Raw genomic sequence first — 17,688 nt, forward strand, 5'->3', positions numbered from 1 at the left:
GAAGTCTTGAAATATCGACATATTCCATCGCCTTCCCTTCTTGCGCTGAGCCATTTTGCCTCAAACCTCGATGGTGCCGTTTATGAGTTTACGACCTAGAGCGTCCTAAGGAACGCCGCCAGCGCGGCCTGTTCCTCCCGGGTAAGGTCAAGCCTGGACACCAACGGATCGGGCCGGGGCGCAGGCGCCCTGCCCGGTTGCTGCGCCCGGTCCCGCCCTCCCCCGCCATTGTAGAGCGCCACCACGTTCTCCAGCGTGAGGAACAGGCCGTTGTGCATGTAAGGCGCGCTGCGGCTCACCCCCAGCAACGAGGGCGTGCGAAAGCGGCCGACATCCGCCGGATCCTGCGTGACCTCATAACGGCCGAGATCCTCGCGGGCGCGGCCGTAAAAGCTGATGCCGAGATTGTGGAACCGACCGTCGCTCAGCAGCGGGCCGTTGTGGCAGGCAGCGCAGCCTGCCTTGGTGCGGAACAGGTGCAACCCTTCGAGTTCCTGATCGGTCAGCACCGCGACCCCGCGTTCCATGACCCGGCTCCAGCGCGAGCGCGGCGGCCGCAAGGTCCGCTCGAAAGCGGCGATGGCAGCGGCGGCATCCTGCAAGGTTACGCGGCGATGGCCATTCAGCGCCTCGAAGGCCGACCGGTAGGTCTCATCCCGGTTGATGCGCGGCTCGATCAGGCGTGCGGTACCCGCCATCTCCTTGCCGTCGAGCACGGGGTGGATCGCCTGATCCTCCAGCGTCGCCGCGCGGCCATCCCAGAACAGCGGGGTCATCCAGGCGGCGGCGTAAAGCGACTGGGCATTGCGCCGCCCCCGCTGGCGGTCATGGCCGAACGCGGTACGCAGCCCGTCGGCCATGCCCAGCTCCGGGCTGTGGCACGAGGCACAGGCGATCTGGCCGGATCGTGACAGCGCGGGATCGTCGAACATCCGCCTGCCGATCTCCGCCAGCGCCTTTTCGCGGGGCGAGGCTTCGGGGAGCCGGGGGAGCGGGCCGAACTCGGCGAAGCGGGCCCCCTCCCCCAGGCGCGGACGAGGCCAGGATTCCGGCTTCCCGCATAGAGTGCCCGCAGCGCCCCGCTGCCGGCGCTCCTCTCCCCACCGCCCCTCCCCCGCCACCTGCTGCGCACGCCCGGCGACACTCCCCCCGATCACGAGAATCGCGAGCGTCATGACAAGGCGCGGCAGCAGCTGGAAACGGGACATGGAGCGGGTCAGAACCGGTAGTTGAGACCGACCCAGAACGAGCGCCCATACTGATAGGGCTGCGAAGTGGCCGTGCTGTTCGGCGAGGGTATCCGGTCGAACAGGTTCGCCACGCGCAGGTCGGCGGTCAGCACGCCGTAGCTGGAACGGATGAGTTCGGCCTGCGCATTGAGGTTCACGTCGATCGAGCGCGGATACTTCACATAGTCGTAGAGATCGTAGGCCGTACCGTCGATCGTCTCGCTGCGGCCGGTATCCTCGATGCGCTTGAACTTGTCGGTATAGCGCACGTTGACGTTGGTGGTGATCCGATCGCTCAGCCAGAGCGCGGTCCAGGTCATGTTGGCCATGAACGGCACCGCCATGTCGTCACGCTGGGTCAGGCTGACGATATCGGCAAGTGTGACGACCTTGCCCTGGAACGCCACGAACGGGTTCTCCACCAGATCGTCGGAATCGACGAGATAGGTGTCGTTGCTCGAGGTGGTCTTCGAGAAATTGGTGTTGAACGCGAAGGAATGCTTGCCGAAAGTGCGGGTCCACTCGAACGAGAGCCCCCGGTACTTGCTATAGCCCTCGTTCGTGACGAAGTAGTTGGTATAGGTGGTGGTATTGCCATTGGCGAGAGTGGTCGTCAGCGTCTCGGCGGAACGGACGAACTCATCATTCCCTTCGCGGTAGATGCCCTTGACCCTCAGGCTTCCCCCCAGCACGCGCGCCGAAAGCGCGGCGGACAGTTCGTCGGAATAGGGCGTCTTCTTGTCGCCATCCGAATAGCTGGCGGAATGGCTGGTGGAATAGAGATACCAGTCGCCGTCAGTATAGGTCGTGATACCACCGCTGGTCGTGCCGTTACGGCGATAGACGAAGTTATCGGGATACTGTTCGCGCAGGGCATAAGCGAGCATCGAACGCCCGTAATAGCGGTTCGCACCCAGGGTGAAGCTCCACCCGTCCCACGGCAGGGCATAAGTGGCCGAAAGGCGCGGCGAGAAGTTATGATTGCCCAGGAAGCTCTCGTAATCGTAGCGAAGACCCGCGCGCAGTGAGAAATCGCCAAGATCGGCGCTGTATTCCGCCCAGCCCGCCACGCTGTCGAGGTTCACGCGGGCACGGTAGGCCGCATAGAGCGAATATTGCGTAAGCGCATATTCGCCGGCAACGCAGGTCAGGCTGTTCGCATCGCCGCACGCAATCGTGGCCGCCGCACTCTGCGCCGTTCCACGCGAATAGGCATAGTTGTCGGCGGGACGGCTCCGCATCGCCTCGATGCGCTGATAATCGAAGCCGATCGCCAGACGGCCCGGCCCCACGGGCGCCGACCACCGCCCGGTCAGGGCGTAGTTGTTCTGCCACTGGTCGACATCGCCGAATCCGCCGATGGTGCAGTTGGTACCGGTGCAGACGCCGCCGTTTTCGGTCCACGAAGGAATCGAATAGTTGTTGGCCGATGCATCGCGGCTGGTGTCGCTGTGCGAGAGGCTCGCCGAGATCGACCAGTTCGTGGTGCCCGACTTCGCGAGTTCCAACCGGCTGGTAATGCCGCCGCCGTGCGAGGTCACCTTGTTGTCTATGCCGCTGGCCGAGGACGACTCGCTTTCATAAGGCGTATAGACGAACTGCCCGGTCAACTTCAGGTCGCCGGCGAGGTCTGCCTCGGCCTTGGCAAGGAAGTTGTCGCTGACGCTGGACTGGCCATAGCGGGTGCTCCCGTAGTTCGCGCCCCGCGTGTATACGACATCGGCACGCGAACGGTTATAGCCCAGCAGCAGGCCGACATTGCTGCTTACCGGCAAGTCGACGGTGGCACCGAAGCGCCACTTCTCGAACGACGGCTTTTCGGGAAGATCGCCATCCAGCGACTCGCGCGAACCGTCCGAGAGCTTGTAGTGCGTGAGCGCATCCGAACTGTAGGAGACCGTGCTGGTGAAGCCGAACTCCTTCTTGGGGGACCGCGTCTTGATGTCGAGCGCGCCGCCCGTGAAACGGCCATATTCCGCCGAAACGTTGGAATCGCGCAGGGTGATCTCACCAATCAGGTTGGTATCTACCCAAAGCGACTGCGCGCTGGCGCCGGTCGGTTCGGCGAAGTGCTGGGGGTTGGACTGGGTGATATCGACGCGGGCATTGGCGTCGATCCCGTCGAGCGTGATGAGGTTCTCGTAATAGCGCCCGCCCGAGATCGAGATGTCGGAAGGCCGGATATCCTGGATGTCCTCTTCGGTCGCCATGTACTCGTCGCGGCGGAACTGGACGGTCGGCAGGGCTTTCAGAAGCTGGTTGGCGTCGCCCGAACCCGGCGCACGGGCGCGGATTTCCTTTTCGGTGATGCGCGTGGTGCCTGCCTCCGCGCCGGTGCCCATGACATAGCTCTCATCGGCGCGCTCACCATCGGCGACGACTTCCGGCAGCTGCTGTTCGGCAGCGCCGCCGGCGGACTGGTCCTGCGCATGGGCCTGGATGGAAGGCACGGCCACAGCCGCTGCGAGCAGCGCCCGCGCGAGAGTAAGATGCATTGAGCGACCCCTGTTGTTCGTTGGGGGCGGCCCCTAGCCAGACGCCTGCGTTATTGCAAGCGATTCTCAATATCATTTCAGGGCTATACTTGCTCTTCCTGCATCAGCCCATGCGCTGCGCGCTCAACCGCCCCGTAACTGGGTGCGCAGCGCTTTCAGTTCGCGATTGAGATCGGCGATACGGCCTATCGAAACCCCGGTCGCCTCCACCAGTTCGGCCGGCACGCAGCGCGCCTCCGCCGCAGTGGCGCGGCCCTTGTCGGTCAGGGTGATCCGCACGACGCGCTCGTCCTCGGTCGAACGCCGCCGTTCCACCAGCCCTGCCGCCTCGAGTCGCTTCAGCAGCGGGGTCAGCGTGTTCGATTCGAGAAACAGCTTCTCGCCCAGTTCGCTCACCGTCTGCCCGTCCTTCCGGGCAAGACCGAGAATGGCGAGATATTGCAGGTAGGTCAGGCCCAGCCGGTCCAGCAGCGGCTTGTAGATCCGGTTGAAGGCGAGCCCGGTGGAATAGACCGAAAAGCACAGGAAATCCTCGAAGGGGTCGAGAGCGTCTTCCGGCGGCGATGAGGGTGTCTGGTCCATGGCCTCAATATAAATCGCGCGCGATTGAATCGCAATGCTTGACACTGGCACCCAACTCACGCATTTATATCGCACACGATCTAATCACTAACGATGTAAATGGAGAAACCCGATGTCCATCACCCCGATCTACAAGACCAGCGCCACCGCAACCGGCGGCCGCGACGGCAAGGCCCGCACGGACGACGGCGCTTTCGAAGTCACGCTCGGCACGCCGAAGGAACTGGGCGGCAACGACCTCGGCAACAATCCGGAACAGCTCTTCGCCTCGGGCTACGCCGCCTGCTTCCTCGGCGCGATGAAGTTCGCCGCCAGCCAGGACAAGAACCTCCCCCGCGTGCCCGCAGACACCACCGTGAACGCCACGGTCGGCATCGGTCCGCGCAGCGACAAGGGCTTCGGCCTGTCAGTCGAACTGGTTGTCACGCTGCCCGGTGTCGAGCGCGAAGCAGCCGAAGCGCTGGTCGCCGAAGCCGACACCATCTGCCCCTACAGCCATGCCGTTCGCGGCAATATCTCGGTGTCGCTCTCGGTCGCCTGAACGGCGCTCAGTCCCCTTTGTCCCAGTACCTTTGTCCATGCCGGGGAGCAGGTCTCCCCGGCATGACATTTCAACAATCTGGAACAATTCGAACCAACTTATCCCGATACCCTGAAAGCCTCGAAAAGAGGAAGAAGAGGCCAGCCCAGACGCAGCCAGGAAAGTCCCCCGCCATGTCCCGCTTTTTCGAACCCATCCACGACCGCGCCAGCCGCCTCGCCGACGCCGCCCAGCCGGTCATCATCGCCATGGGAACCGCGGGCCTGACCGGCGGCGCCATGGCCGCTCTCGCCCTCTTCACCGACCGTGCCATCCAGTCCCGCGCCGCGGCCAACGCCGCCCGCTGAGCAAACCCGCCACTCCTCGCATCCAGCATGAGGGCAGAGGCTTTCCCCGAGGCTGCGGACAGTCTATCTGTCCCCGCGAACAAGCCACCATGCCTCCGTCCGCGCCCTCTTCCCCCACCCGATCGGGTCTCGAAGCGACTTTTCTCGAGAATCGGGACAAGCTGCTGCACTTCCTGCGCGCCCGCGGGGCGGGAGATTCGGCGGAAGACCTGGTGCAGGAAGTCTGGCTGAAGATTTCGCGCAGCACCCCCGGCCCGGTGGCCGCCCCGCTTTCGTACCTGTTTCGCACCGCCGACCTGCTGATGATCGACCGGTTCCGCTCCGCCCGCCAATCCGGCCACCGCGAACGCGACTGGACCGATGCCAACGCAGACGAAGCCGGCGCCTCTCCCGAACCTTCGGCGGAACGCCGCCTCGCCGCGGCGCAGGAGGCCGGACGCGTGCTGTCCCTGCTGGAAAGCCTCGGTCCGCGGGCCTCGGCGATCTTCCGTCGCCACCGGATCGACGGGATGGCGCAGAAGCAGGTCGCCGCCGAACTCGGAGTGAGCCTCAGCACGGTGGAAAGCGATCTGCGCGTAGCCTATCGGGCCCTCACCGAATGGAAGGAACGCAGCGATGAGGCCTGACGCCGACAAGGCCCGCGCCGATCGTCTCCGTCTTCGCCGCAGAAGGAGCGCGCGATGACTGAAGACGACAAGATTCGAGCCGAGACGCTCGATGCGGCGCTGGACTGGGCGCTGCGCACCGGCGATCCGGGATTCGAGGACTGGGAAGGCTTCACGCTCTGGCTTGGCGAGAATCCTGCCCATTCCCGCGCCTATGACACGGTATCGGCCGCAGTGGCGGAGGGCGCCGAACGGATCGCATCGGCCCGGCCGGCGAACGACGATGCCCTGGCCGCTCCCGCGGTGGCGCCGCGCCGCTCCGCCCGGCCGTGGATCGGCGGCGCCATGGCCGCCTCGCTCGCGCTCGTCGCGGGCCTCTGGATGTGGCAGGCGGGCAGCCGCGATCTCTATCGGATCGAGACCGCGCCCGGCCAGGTCCGCACCGTCTCGCTAGACGCGCAGACCCGGGTGGACCTTGCCGGCGGCACCGCCATGGAGTTCGATCGCAAGGACCCGCGCTTCGCCCGGCTCGAAAGCGGACAGGCGCTCTTCACCGTCCGCCATGACGAGGCCCACCCCTTCAGCGTGGCCGTTGGCGAGGACACGCTGGTCGATGTCGGCACCGTGTTCGACGTGCGCCATGACGGCGGCGATCTCAGCGTGGCGGTGTCGGAAGGCGCCGTTCAGTTCAATCCCAGGGCGCAGGACCTGCGCATCTCGCCCGGCGAAGTTCTCCAGCGGCACGGCAAGTCCGGAGACTACACGCTCGGCAGGATCGCGCCCGAACAGGTCGGCGAATGGCGCGAGGGCCGGGTGACGTTCGACGAGGCGCCGCTGGGCGAAGTCGCCGCCGATCTCGCCCGCGCGACCGGCGTGGCCTATGCCGTCGCGCCCGGCAGCGCGGAACGGAAAGTCTCGGGCTCCCTGCTCGTCGCGCCGCTGCGCAGCGATCCCGCCGCGCTCGGCCCGCTCCTCGGCGTCGCGGTTCGCGCCGAAGGACAACGCTGGATGATCGGCGTCCCCTGATCGTGAGAGGTGCGGCCTGGCTTCTGGCGGCCGTTGCGGCCATGCCCCTCCCCGCCCTCGCCAGAGAGGCGAGCGTGACGACGCGCGCCGGCACCGCAAGCGAAGCCGCGATCGACCTCGCCCGCCAGACCGGCACCAGCATCGTCATCGCCGATCCCGCCATCGCCCGCCGCTCGATCCCCGCACTGCGCGGGCGCATGGAGGTTTCCGAAGCGCTGAACCGGCTGGCCCGTTCCGCCGGCGCCCGCGCCGTCCCGGTGGGGCCTTCCGCATGGCGGCTGGAAGCGGCGCCCCCCGCCGTGGCGATCACCCGAACCCGCCGCGACGCAACCCGTCCGGCACCGGCAGCGCCGCCTGCCGAAACGCGCGGCGAGCCTATCGTGGTGCAGGCCACCAAGCGCGACTTGCGCATCGAGGACGTGCCGGGCCAGCTCGCCATCCTTGACGGCAAGGCCCTGGAAGCCGGCGGCGTCGGCGGGACCGAGAAGATCACCCGCCAGCTCGCCACGGTGTCCTCCACGCACCTCGGCAGCGGACGGAACAAGCTGTTCATTCGCGGCATCGCCGATTCCAGCTTCACCGGGCCGACGCAGGCCACCGTCGGCCAGTACCTTGGCGACATGCGGCTGACCTACAATGCGCCGGACCCGGACCTGCGCCTGTCCGACCTTGCCCGCGTGGAAGTGCTGGAGGGTCCGCAGGGCACGCTCTACGGCGCCGGATCGCTGGGCGGCATCATCCGGCTGGTGCCCAATGCCCCGGTCATGGGCGAAACCGGCGGCTCGGTCATGATCGGCGGCTCGCTGACGCAGCACGGAGCCCCCGGAGCCGATGCCAGCGCCACCGTGAACCTGCCGCTCGCGGGAGAAAGCGTGGCCCTGCGCGCAACCATCGATTCCGCCAGCCTCGGCGGCTATATCGACAAGCCGGAGCTTGGCCGCAGCAACGTCAACCGCACCGATATCCTCGGCGGCAAGCTGGCCCTGCGCGCTCATCTCGCGCCGGGCTGGACGATCGACCTGATCGGCCTCACCCAGTCCACCGAGGCGGACGACAGCCAATATGCCGACCGCGACGGCAAGCCGCTGGAAAGCTCGGCCCGCGTGGCCGAACGCGCCAACGCGCACTACACGCTGGGCCAGTTCGTGGTCTCCGGCCGCATCGGCGATGTGAACCTGCGGTCGACCACCGGGATCGTCAGCCAGGACCTCCACGAACGCTACGACGCCAGCGAGCCCGGCGGCCCGCCGCGCCTGTTCTCGCAGGTCAACGAAACGCAGATGATCGTCCACGAGACCCGCCTCTGGCAGCGTGAGCGCCGCGGGTTCGGCTGGCTGCTGGGCGCAAGCTACACACACAACCGCACCACGCTGAACCGCAGCTTCCAGACGCCGCTGCTCGACGCGCGGACCGCCGCAACCGGCGTGGGCAACACCATCGACGAAGTCACGCTCTACGGCGAGGCGAGCCTGCACCTCATGGGCCCGCTGACCGCCACGGCAGGCGGGCGTTTCACCCGTTCACGGCTGAGCGGCGACGGCGAGGATATCTCGCCCGCCAAGGCCATGGCGCTCATCGCCAATGGGGTGACCGCGCAGCGCTCGCTGAACACGTTCCTGCCCTCGTTCGCGCTCAACGCCCGCTTCTCGCCCGAAGATTCGTTCTACCTGCGCTATCAGGAGGGCTTCCGCCCCGGCGGCTTCGCGATCGAAAGCGACACCGTGCGGCGCTTCCAGAGCGACCGTACCGGCACTTTCGAGATCGGCGCGCGCCACGGCCGCGCGGGCAGCAGCCCCTTCGACCTTTCGATGAGCCTGTCCTACACCCGCTGGCGCGACATCCAGGCAGACTTCATCGACAATTCCGGCCTGCCGAGCACCGCGAATATCGGCGACGGGCGCGTCTGGTCCGTCAGCCTGTCGGGCGGCCTGCTGCTGGCACCGGGCCTGCGCGTGGAACTGGGCGCGACATGGAACGAAAGCAAGGTGGACGAACCCTCGCCCGGCCTGCTCCAGTACGTCGCGCTCTCCGCCGCCCAGGCCGCCAGCTACACGCAGGCCGATCTTGCGCGGGCCGTGGCGATGCGGGCCATGCAGGTGCCGAACATCGCCCGTTTCGCCGGTCATTCGGGAATCGCCTGGACGCATGAGTTCGCGGACGGGGACTGGGGCCTGACCGCCAATGGCTGGGCGAACTACCTCGGCCGCTCGCGCCTCGGCATCGGGCCGGAACTGGGCGAGCCGCAGGGCAACTACCTCGACAGCGGCTTCGACATCCGCTTCGGCACATCCAGCTACGGCGTGACGCTCAGCGTGACCAATCTTGCCGACGTGCGCGGCAACCGCTTCTCGCTCGGCACGCCCTTCAGCATCGGCCGTGATCAGGTGACGCCGCTGCGCCCGCGCACCGCCCGTATCGGCCTCGACGCGCGTTTTTGAATTTTTTCCAAGGCTGGCGGCCAGTGCCTCCGTCTCAGGTCTCGATATCGACCTGAAGGGACGAAGATGCCTCGCTACCTGCTTGCTTCCACCGCGCTCCTCGCACTGGCGACCGCCGCTCATGCCGAGGACGTGACCACCAAGAAGACCACGCCTCTCCTCACCTCCACGATCAAGAACGGCGCCGCCGACGCGATCAACATCACCAAGGACGGCTCGGTCGTGCTGACCTCCGGCACCGCGGTGACGATGGACAGCAACAACAACGTCGCCAATGCGGGCGCGATCACCATCGCCAACTCCAACGGCGCGCGCGGCATCGTCGCCAATGCGGGCACGACGGGCGACATCGTCAACACCGGCACCATCACGCTCGACGAACCCTACGCCCCGACCGACGATGACAAGGACGGCGACCTCGACGGACCCTTCGCGCTCGGCTCCAACCGCATCGGCATTCGCACCGAAGGCGATCACACCGGCAAGATCACCCAGAGCGGCACGATCGTCGTCGAGGGCAACGATTCCGCCGGTGTCTCGCTCGGCGGCAAGCTGACCGGCAACTTCACGCATGACGGCAAGACCAGCGTGCTGGGCGACAACGCAGTCGGCGTAAAGGCCGGCCAGATCGACGGCAACGTCCGGCTCGCGGGCACGGTGCAGGCCCAGGGCAAGAACGCTGTCGGCGCGCACTTCGGCGGCGACATCAACGGTGCCATGGTCGTGCAGGGCTCGATCGTCTCGACCGGCTATCGCTATCCCACCCCGCCCAGCGATCCCTCCAAGCTCGACGCCGACGACCTGCTGCAGGGCGGTTCGGCCGTCATCGTCGAAGGCAATGTGACCGGCGGCATCGTGCTCGCCGTGCCGCCCAAGGACAATGACGCCAACAACGCCGACGAAGACGCCGACGGCATCCCCGATGCCACGGAAGGCTCGGCCAAGGTCGTCACTTACGGCAAGGCCCCGGCCATGGTGATCGGCTCGGCCACCAACGACATCGCGATCGGCCCGGTCGCGGGCACCGCCAGCAAGTACGGCCTCCAGATCGAGGGCGGCATCGAAGGCAACGGCCTTTACGCCGGGATCGACGGCAACGGCCTTGCCATCGGCGGTCTCGGCGGCGACGTCACGATCGCCAACGGCATCGGCGTCTCCGGCACGGTCGTGGCGACGTCCAAGGACGCCAATGCCACCGCAATCCGCCTCGGCGCGGGCGCCAGCACGCCGCTCCTCCAGAACTCCGGAACCATCGGCGCGGCGGGCGGCAACACCACCGGCGCCCAGACGACCGCCATCCGCATCGACGCCGGCGCCAGCCTGCCGACGATCCGCAACAGCGGCACCATCAAGGCCGTGGCCGCAGGTGAGAACGGTTCGGCCACCGCGATCAGCGACGCCAGCGGCACGCTCAACCTCGTCGAGAACAGCGGCACCATCTCCGCCACCGGCGCCAAGGCAGGTTCCGGCCGCAACATCGCGATCGACCTCTCGAACGCCAGCGGCAGCGTGACGGTGAAGCAGACCCAGGTCGGAGCGGGCTTCACCGCCCCCTCGATCGTGGGCGACGTGCTGCTCGGCGGCGGCAACGACACGGTGGACATCGCCGATGGCACCGTGACCGGCAACGTCCTGTTCGGCGCGGGCAACAACACGCTCGCGCTGTCGGGCGATGCGGTGCAGACCGGCAACGTCACCTTCGGCGGCGGCACCGATACCATGACCCTCGCCGGAACCTCGCGCTTCGTGGGTACGGCGGACTTCGGCGGCGGTGCCGACAGCCTGACGCTGACCGGCACCTCGGTCTTCTCGGGCTCGCTGGTCAATTCGGGCAATCTCGCGGTGAAGGTCACCGGCGGCACGCTCGACGTGAACAAGCCCGCCACGATCGGCTCGCTCGACGTGTCCAAGGACGGCGTCCTGGCCGTCACCCTGAACAAGGCGGCGGGCCAGGGTTCGGCCTATACCGTCGCCGCACCGCCTCCTTCGAGGACGGCGCCAAGCTCTCGATCAAGCTGGCCGACGTCTCGACCGCGGAAGGCAGCTACCAGGTGCTGACCGCCGGAACGATCCTCGGCCGCGACAACCTCGAAGCCTCGACCGACCTGGTGCCCTTCATGTTCAAGGCCACCCTCGACGAGGACGCCGCCGCGAACACCGTGGTCGTCGACATCGCCCGCCGCACGGTGGCCGAACTCGGTCTCAACCGCTCGCAGGCGACCGCCTACAACGCGATCTTCACCGCCCTCAGCCAGGACGAGAAGATCGAGGACGTGTTCCTGGGCATCACCAATGGCGACCAGTTCCGCCAGACGTCGGCCAGATGCTGCCCGACCACGCCGGCGGCTCGTTCGAAGGCATCAGCCTGGGCACCCGCACGCTCGCCCGCCAACTCATGGAACCGACCAACCCGGTCTGGGGTGAAGGCCGCTTCAGCACCACCATGAACCTTTCGTTCTGGGGCAGCGACAAGAAGGCCGGCAGCAGCGCCGCCTACAACCTCCAGGGTTACGCCATGTCGTTCGGCGCCGAGTACCTGACCGGGATCGGCCGGTTCGGCGGTACCTTCTCGTACCTGTGGAACCGCCACACCAGCGGCGGCACCAGCGAGATCAAGTCGAACTCCTTCGAACTCGCCGGCCACTGGCGCGGACAGTTCGGCGCCGTCCAGGGCTTCGGCCGCGCCTCCATCGGCCGTTCGAACTACGACAGCGAACGCCAGTTCATCGGCGCGATCGGCACCGAGAAGGTGAACCGGACGATCAAGGGCAAGTGGGACGGCACCTTCGTGACCGCGGCGGGCGGCGCCTCCTATGAGGGCGGCGGCAGCCACTTCTTCTATCGCCCCGCAGTCTCGGTCGACTACGTGCGCCTGAAGGAAGACGGCTACACCGAGAACGGCGGCGGCAAGGCGCTCGACCTGACGGTCGCCTCGCGCACCAGCGACGAACTCGGCGTCAACGGCGGAGTCACGCTCGGCGTCGACTTCATGGGCATGGAGCGCCGTGACGAGAACTGGTTCCGCATCGAAACCGAAGGCGGCTGGCGCGAAATCGTCAGCGGCGGCATCGGTTCGACGACCGCACACTTCGCGGGCGGCCAGAACTTCACGCTCGACGGCGACGAAGCCACCAGTGGCTGGTTCGCCCGCCTCCGCGCGATCGGCGGCACGCTGGGCCTGACGATGGGCGGCGAACTCGCCGCCGAGGATCGTCACGGCCGGGTAGACCTCGCGCTTCGCGGCTCGGTGACGATCGGCTGGTAAGCCGCTCAAGGAACGGCTGGAAAAGCAACCGGACCGGCGCCCCAGCGTCGGCTCGCTGCAGGAAAGTGCCGCCCCCCACCCCAACCCCGCGCCACCCACGGCGCAGGCGCTTTCCAGCCCAGCCTCCGGCCCCGGTCGCCCCCAATGCGGCCGGGGCCGGGTCGTTTCCCGGGGCATGCTCGATATTGCAATCGGGCCGCTACATTCGCGCCCGCACTGAAATCTTCGCGCTAAACGGCGAAGGCAAACAGCCTTCCATGCGCAAGATCTCCCTCGCCCTCATGGCATCGCTCCTGCTCGTCCAGTCCCCCGCCCTGCTCGCGCAAGGAATGGGCGGTGGAATGGGCGACATGGGAGGCGGCGGCGGAGGCGGTGGTCCCGGGGGCGGCCCGGATGGCGGGGGCCCCGGCGGTCCGGGCGGCGGCAAACCCCGCGCGCCCAAGCCGGTCACCCGCAAGCAGTACGACAAGCTCGTCACCGCCATGTTCCGCGAGGCCGACGCCAATCGTGACGGCATCGTCACGATCGACGAACTGCACGCCGTCGTCGAAGCCCGGCGCGAGACCACCATCCGCAGCCGCTTCGCCGCCGTCGATACCGACCGCAACGGTTCGATCTCCCAGGCCGAATTCATGGTCTGGCAAAAGCAGATGGGTTCGGTCGCCTCGAACGAGGCCGGCGCCTTCGGGGACCGCGACGGCCCGATCGCCGACGCCATCCTCCCGGTCGCCGGGGATGGACCGGAGGATTACATGCTTGCCGCCATGATCGAACCGCTCAACGGGACGACGATCGCCCACGCCAACACAAATTACGATGCGGGCGTCTCGTTGGACGAACTTCTGGCTTACGAGGGCAGGAAGTTCGAAGCGGCAGACAAGGACCAGGACGGCGTGCTGTCCATGCAGGAACTGCGTCCGGCGGATCGCGGCGCCAAGGGGCCCGGAGCCGGGGAAGGCCCGGGACAAGGCCCCCGCTTCGGTGCGCCCGGCGGCAGGCCGCCCTGCCCTCCCGGCCAGACCTGCTGACCACCCTGCCGATCACGGCCCACGGCCCCTCCTACCATAGCGGACGCTGCTGAAGGGTGGCGCGCCGGTCACGCAAGATGGCCTCGCGCTGCTGCGACGTGACGGTCGGCGTATCGGCCGGCAAAGCGCCCCGCAGATCCTTCAGCGCGATCTTGCGGGCAGCGGGAACCGGCTGGCTGGAACACTCCATCCACCGCCCTTGCACCACGCCGGTCCGGTAGCCCGAAGTATCGAGCCAGTTCGGTACGCCGGGATCCTTCGCCGCCACGACCACGCGCAGAACCCCGTCGCTGTCGAGGTGAGTCTGCGCACCGTTGAGGCTGCTCTGGTTATTGTACCAGTCGGTCGTCTCGTAGAGGTCGTTGGTGAGGATCAGTGACTGATAGGTGCATTTCTCCGGCAGCTTGGTTTCGATCAGCAGCGCCTCGTCATCCTTGAGATCGTAAGCGCCCTCGAAATAGAACTGACCCGCAAGCCCCCCCATCTCGCTGAAATCGACCGCCTTCAGCCTGTTCACATAGCCTTCGCCGCGCAGTTTCGCCGGCCTGTCGGCAAGCAGCGGTGCAATGAACCCCGCCGCCACCGGAATACCGCGCAACTTCTGTTCGAGCACCGCCGCCGCCGGGCGCGGACGCACCGCCGGAACATCGAGCCGCTCGATGGAAAGAGTGGGTTCCTTCTCGGCGTTCCAGTCCGATGCGACCATGCGAACGAGCAGCATGTTGGTGGTAGGATCGAGCTGCCACCAGTCCCCGACATGGCCCGGCGGACGCTCGGGACTGAGAATGACGTCGTAGCGCCCCTCGGCATCGACTTTGAGTGCGTTGATGTCGTGAACCGGCCTTGGCGCGCCGAGGTTCACGGAACCCGCCGTCTGCTGGGGCCGAGGGCCCGCCTCCGCTATGCGGGCCTGGTTCATCGAACCTCGCAGGCCCCTCAGGCGATAGGTTCCTCCCGGCGCGATCTTCGCCGCGCGGTAATTGGTATCGGCATTGGGCTGGCCGGTGGTGATGTAATTGTTGATCTGCGGGATGAAGGCCGGATGGTCGGGATCGGCTGCCAGAGCATCGATGGTCGCGCAGCCACGGCGGAAAGCGCCAGCCTGCCCGCTTCCTGCCGGACCTGCGGATCGCTGCGCTGCTCTGCGGGAATGCGGGCCAGAATGCGGTCCGGCAGATCACGCAAACCATCGAGAAAGTCGCTCCACCCGGGCACAGTGCTTGCGGGCGCCGGCACCGACGGCGCTTCGGCGCCCGCACCGCCTGCCTGCAAAAGCGCCGCACCCAGAGCGACCAGGGCCACTCCCTTGAACACGGGAACGATACGCATCGGCTGCTCTCCCAAACCCAGGATTAACATTCCCCGCCCCGCACAGTCGGCCAAACTCAGGGAAAGGAGCATCCTATTTCGGGGGGACGCCAAGGCCAGCGCCGATATTTGTCGCGATCGAGACGCGCGACATGCTTCGGGACACGAACTGCGCCGCCTATAATGAGCGCATGTCCCAAATCCCATGGAACAAAAGCTGTAGATTTAACGCTGTACTAACCATATTTTCGTATTACTGGGCGATGCCACGTTTCGCCGCTCCCGATTCCAGACATGCCGTGCGCGAAGCAGTCCTCACCGCGACAGCCTATTTTGTCTGCGCTTCCATAGCCTTGCAACTGACCCGCTTCGACGGCGGTGTCGCGATCATGTGGCTGGCGGGCGCGCTGCTCTTTGCGAAGCTCTGCGCCACGCCGCGCCGGCGCTGGCTCCAGATTACTCTGGCATGCGTGCCTGCAGGCCTCCTAGCGTCCTTCCTTTTCGGATTCCGGGGACCGGTAGCGATCCCGCTGCCGCTGATCTGCATCGCCGAGGCCCACGCCGCGGCCTGGCTCGTCAGACGATGCTTCCCCCGGTTCGGCCGGTTCGAATCTGTCCCGGAAGTTGCCCGCTTCCTCATCATTGCTGGCCTGATCGTGCCTGCCACCACGGCTTTCCTCGGAGCGCTGTGCGCGCATGTCGCGCGCGACATCCCCTACTGGTCCGCATGGCGGGACTGGTACGCCGGACATGCGCTCGGGCTCGTGGCGTTCGGACCGCCCCTGCTGTTCACCCTGCGCGGCGAAACCCGGCAGTGGATCGCCTCCGCCGGAAACCGGAAACGCGGAGAAGCCACGGGGCTTTTGCTGCTGGTCGCCTTGGCCTCGCTGCTGACTTTCGGCCAGAATCGCATCCCGCTGGTCCTGATCCCGTTCCTGCCGATGGTCGCCGCAACCCTCAGGCTGGGGCGCTTCGGCGCGGTCTCTTCCATCGTGGTCCTTCTGGCGATCGGCCTGCCCTGCTCGCTCGCCGGCAGCGGACCGACCACTCTGCTCCACGTCAGCATGACGCTGAAACTGCAGGTCCTGCAGATCTACTTTGCCTCGATCGTGCTGATCCTCCTGCCGCTGGCGGCCGAGCTGCGCGCCCGCCGCCGTCTGCTGGACCGGCTGCACGCGGTGGAAGCACTGCACCGGCTGGTGCTTGACCGCACGAGCGACATTATCATGCGCCTCGGCTATGACGGCACCCTGCGCTATGCCTCTCCCGCAACCGAACGCGTACTCGGCTATCGTCCGGAAGAGCTGACGGGCAAGGTGATGTTCCATCTCGTCTCGCCCGACGACCTGCCTTCCGTCCTCGATGCACGCCGCCGAGCCCTGGCCAATCCGGACGAAACAGCCATCGTGGAGTACCGGGTCAGTTGCAAGGACGGCGGAGTCGTCTGGGTTGAAAGCCATATGCGCGCCACCATCGACGATGACGGCCGGGTTATGGGCACCGTCAGCATCGTGCGCGAAGTCACCGGCCGCCGAAAGCTCATGGAAGACCTCGCCCACCAGGCCATGACCGATCCCCTGACCGGAATCTACAACCGCCGTATCTTCGACGAAGCCCTCCCCGCCCTGCTCGCCTCGATCCCGGCCGACGGAGTGCTGGGATGCCTTGCCGTCTTCGATCTCGACCACTTCAAGCGGATCAACGACCTGCACGGTCATGCCGCAGGCGACGTCGTACTGATTCATTTTGTAGAGATTCTTCGCTCATCCGTTCGGGACGGCGATCTGGTCGCCCGGCTCGGCGGCGAGGAATTCGCCGTGGTGCTCGGCGGAATGGAAGCGGTTCAGGCTCGCGTCGTTTGCGAACGGGTTCGTATCCGCCTCGAAGAAGCCGCGATACCCCTATGCCGGCGATACCCTCCATGCGACGGTCAGCGTGGGCATCGCCTCTCTCGTTCCCGGCCAAAGCTGCGAAGAAGCACTCAGGACCGCCGACACCGCCCTCTACAGCGCAAAACAGGCTGGCCGGAACCAGTCCGCGCAAGCGGCATAAGCCGCGGCATCGGGCCAACGCCTTATAGACCTTCGATCCGCTCGGGAGTGAGGCGACCTCTCATCAGATCGAACATGCCGATCCAGTTCCCTTTGGCCCGGCCCGCACGATCGACCCAAGGTTCGGGCCTCAGGCATTTGACGTGATTGGCCAGGACGTTTCGGATTATCAGCCGTCCGGCAAAGCGCTTCGACATCGTGCCCTTCTTCACCAGGTACGATGGATTTATCACTTGCGAGTAACCGAGCCTTACACCGGACGTGCGCCCGAACTTCACCCCGCGGTGCACACCGGCAAAGGCGAAAGTCTTCACCAGCCTTCCGTGACGGCTGATCGAAGCGGCGAAATCGACGTCTTCCTGCCAGCCATAAAGGCTCAGTCGTTCGTCGAACCGCGCAGAGCCAATGGCAGAGGAACGATAGGCCATGTTGCAACCGTAAAGACCGTCAAGACCTGTCACGATACAGTTCGGACTGAAATTGCGCTCCTCGTGCTGCGCGACCAGTTCCTGCGCGTCCTCGAAAGAGATGCCGGCGCCGTTGATGCCATCGCGGATGACATTGCCCGTCGCGCCGACCACTTCGGGATGTGCTATAAAGAACTGCTTGATCTGCTCGATACTGTGCCTTGAGGGCACGAAATCGTCGTCATAGAAGACGACGAGATCATAGGCTGTTGATTGCCACTGAGATGTGACCCGGGGTTTCCATTGAGAATTGACCCGGGTGGGTATGGGTTATGTGCTGCCGTATCCCGGCAGGTTCAAGATGCT

The 17,688-nt window shown here is 66.3% G+C and carries 15 protein-coding genes and 1 pseudogene; 10 read left to right on the forward strand and 6 right to left on the reverse strand.

Annotated features, from left to right (window positions below):
- Positions 1-95: 95 nt before the first annotated feature.
- The 3 genes from ADT71_RS02100 to ADT71_RS02110 all read right to left on the reverse strand — a co-directional run bounded on the left by ADT71_RS02100 (position 96) and on the right by ADT71_RS02110 (position 4,306).
- Positions 96-1,208, reverse strand: a complete 1,113-nt coding sequence (locus ADT71_RS02100; RefSeq protein ID WP_231635495.1) for a cytochrome-c peroxidase — start codon at positions 1,206-1,208, stop codon at positions 96-98.
- 8 nt (positions 1,209-1,216) lie between these two features.
- Positions 1,217-3,724: a TonB-dependent siderophore receptor gene (locus tag ADT71_RS02105; RefSeq protein ID WP_054434659.1), complete on the reverse strand. Its 2,508-nt coding sequence runs from the start codon at positions 3,722-3,724 to the stop codon at positions 1,217-1,219.
- A gap of 123 nt (positions 3,725-3,847) precedes the next feature.
- Entirely contained in the window at positions 3,848-4,306 is a 459-nt protein-coding gene (locus ADT71_RS02110) for a MarR family winged helix-turn-helix transcriptional regulator (RefSeq protein ID WP_054434661.1), read from the reverse strand.
- Between the two features lie 112 nt (positions 4,307-4,418).
- On the opposite strand from ADT71_RS02110, the gene ADT71_RS02115 reads away from it, so the two are divergent.
- The 9 genes from ADT71_RS02115 to ADT71_RS02140 all read left to right on the forward strand — a co-directional run bounded on the left by ADT71_RS02115 (position 4,419) and on the right by ADT71_RS02140 (position 13,556).
- Positions 4,419-4,847, forward strand: coding sequence for an organic hydroperoxide resistance protein (locus tag ADT71_RS02115; protein ID WP_054434663.1), 429 nt, complete (start codon positions 4,419-4,421; stop codon positions 4,845-4,847).
- Positions 4,848-5,020: 173 nt separating this feature from the next.
- Positions 5,021-5,194 carry a hypothetical protein gene (locus ADT71_RS31015; protein ID WP_156336406.1) on the forward strand — a complete coding sequence of 58 codons (174 nt, stop codon included), beginning with the start codon at positions 5,021-5,023 and terminating at the stop codon, positions 5,192-5,194.
- Between the two features lie 89 nt (positions 5,195-5,283).
- On the forward strand, positions 5,284-5,820 hold the full coding sequence (locus ADT71_RS02120; protein WP_054434665.1) for an RNA polymerase sigma factor: 537 nt from the start codon (positions 5,284-5,286) through the stop codon (positions 5,818-5,820).
- Between the two features lie 54 nt (positions 5,821-5,874).
- On the forward strand, positions 5,875-6,825 hold the full coding sequence (locus ADT71_RS02125; protein ID WP_054434667.1) for a FecR family protein: 951 nt from the start codon (positions 5,875-5,877) through the stop codon (positions 6,823-6,825).
- Positions 6,826-6,866: 41 nt separating this feature from the next.
- Positions 6,867-9,263, forward strand: coding sequence for a TonB-dependent receptor (locus ADT71_RS02130; RefSeq protein ID WP_132469030.1), 2,397 nt, complete (start codon positions 6,867-6,869; stop codon positions 9,261-9,263).
- Between the two features lie 66 nt (positions 9,264-9,329).
- Positions 9,330-11,321, forward strand: a complete 1,992-nt coding sequence (locus tag ADT71_RS35360; protein WP_369818148.1) for a beta strand repeat-containing protein — start codon at positions 9,330-9,332, stop codon at positions 11,319-11,321.
- Entirely contained in the window at positions 11,315-11,710 is a 396-nt protein-coding gene (locus ADT71_RS35365; RefSeq protein WP_369818149.1) for a hypothetical protein, read from the forward strand. Before ADT71_RS35360 ends, ADT71_RS35365 begins: the two co-directional genes overlap by 7 nt.
- Positions 11,711-11,778: 68 nt before the next feature.
- Positions 11,779-12,528, forward strand: coding sequence for an autotransporter domain-containing protein (locus ADT71_RS35370; protein ID WP_369818150.1), 750 nt, complete (start codon positions 11,779-11,781; stop codon positions 12,526-12,528).
- Positions 12,529-12,785: 257 nt separating this feature from the next.
- A complete protein-coding gene (locus ADT71_RS02140; RefSeq protein WP_054434675.1) occupies positions 12,786-13,556 on the forward strand; it encodes an EF-hand domain-containing protein in 771 nt (256 codons plus the stop codon).
- Positions 13,557-13,587: 31 nt separating this feature from the next.
- Here the strand turns inward: ADT71_RS02140 and ADT71_RS02145 are convergent, their stop codons facing one another.
- Complete coding sequence (locus tag ADT71_RS02145) at positions 13,588-14,475, reverse strand: hypothetical protein (RefSeq protein WP_156336408.1); 888 nt, start codon at positions 14,473-14,475, stop codon at positions 13,588-13,590.
- 17 nt (positions 14,476-14,492) lie between these two features.
- Positions 14,493-14,885, reverse strand: coding sequence for a hypothetical protein (locus ADT71_RS31020; RefSeq protein ID WP_156336410.1), 393 nt, complete (start codon positions 14,883-14,885; stop codon positions 14,493-14,495).
- Between the two features lie 242 nt (positions 14,886-15,127).
- Here ADT71_RS31020 and ADT71_RS02150 point away from each other — a divergent pair.
- A pseudogene (locus ADT71_RS02150) lies at positions 15,128-16,916 on the forward strand (diguanylate cyclase).
- Positions 16,917-16,938: 22 nt separating this feature from the next.
- Here the strand turns inward: ADT71_RS02150 and ADT71_RS29955 are convergent.
- Positions 16,939-17,553, reverse strand: a complete 615-nt coding sequence (locus tag ADT71_RS29955) for a glycosyltransferase family 2 protein (RefSeq protein ID WP_231635496.1) — start codon at positions 17,551-17,553, stop codon at positions 16,939-16,941.
- Positions 17,554-17,688: the final 135 nt, after the last annotated feature.

The sequence above is a fragment of the Novosphingobium sp. ST904 genome (assembly GCF_001298105.1).
Taxonomy (GTDB): domain Bacteria; phylum Pseudomonadota; class Alphaproteobacteria; order Sphingomonadales; family Sphingomonadaceae; genus Novosphingobium.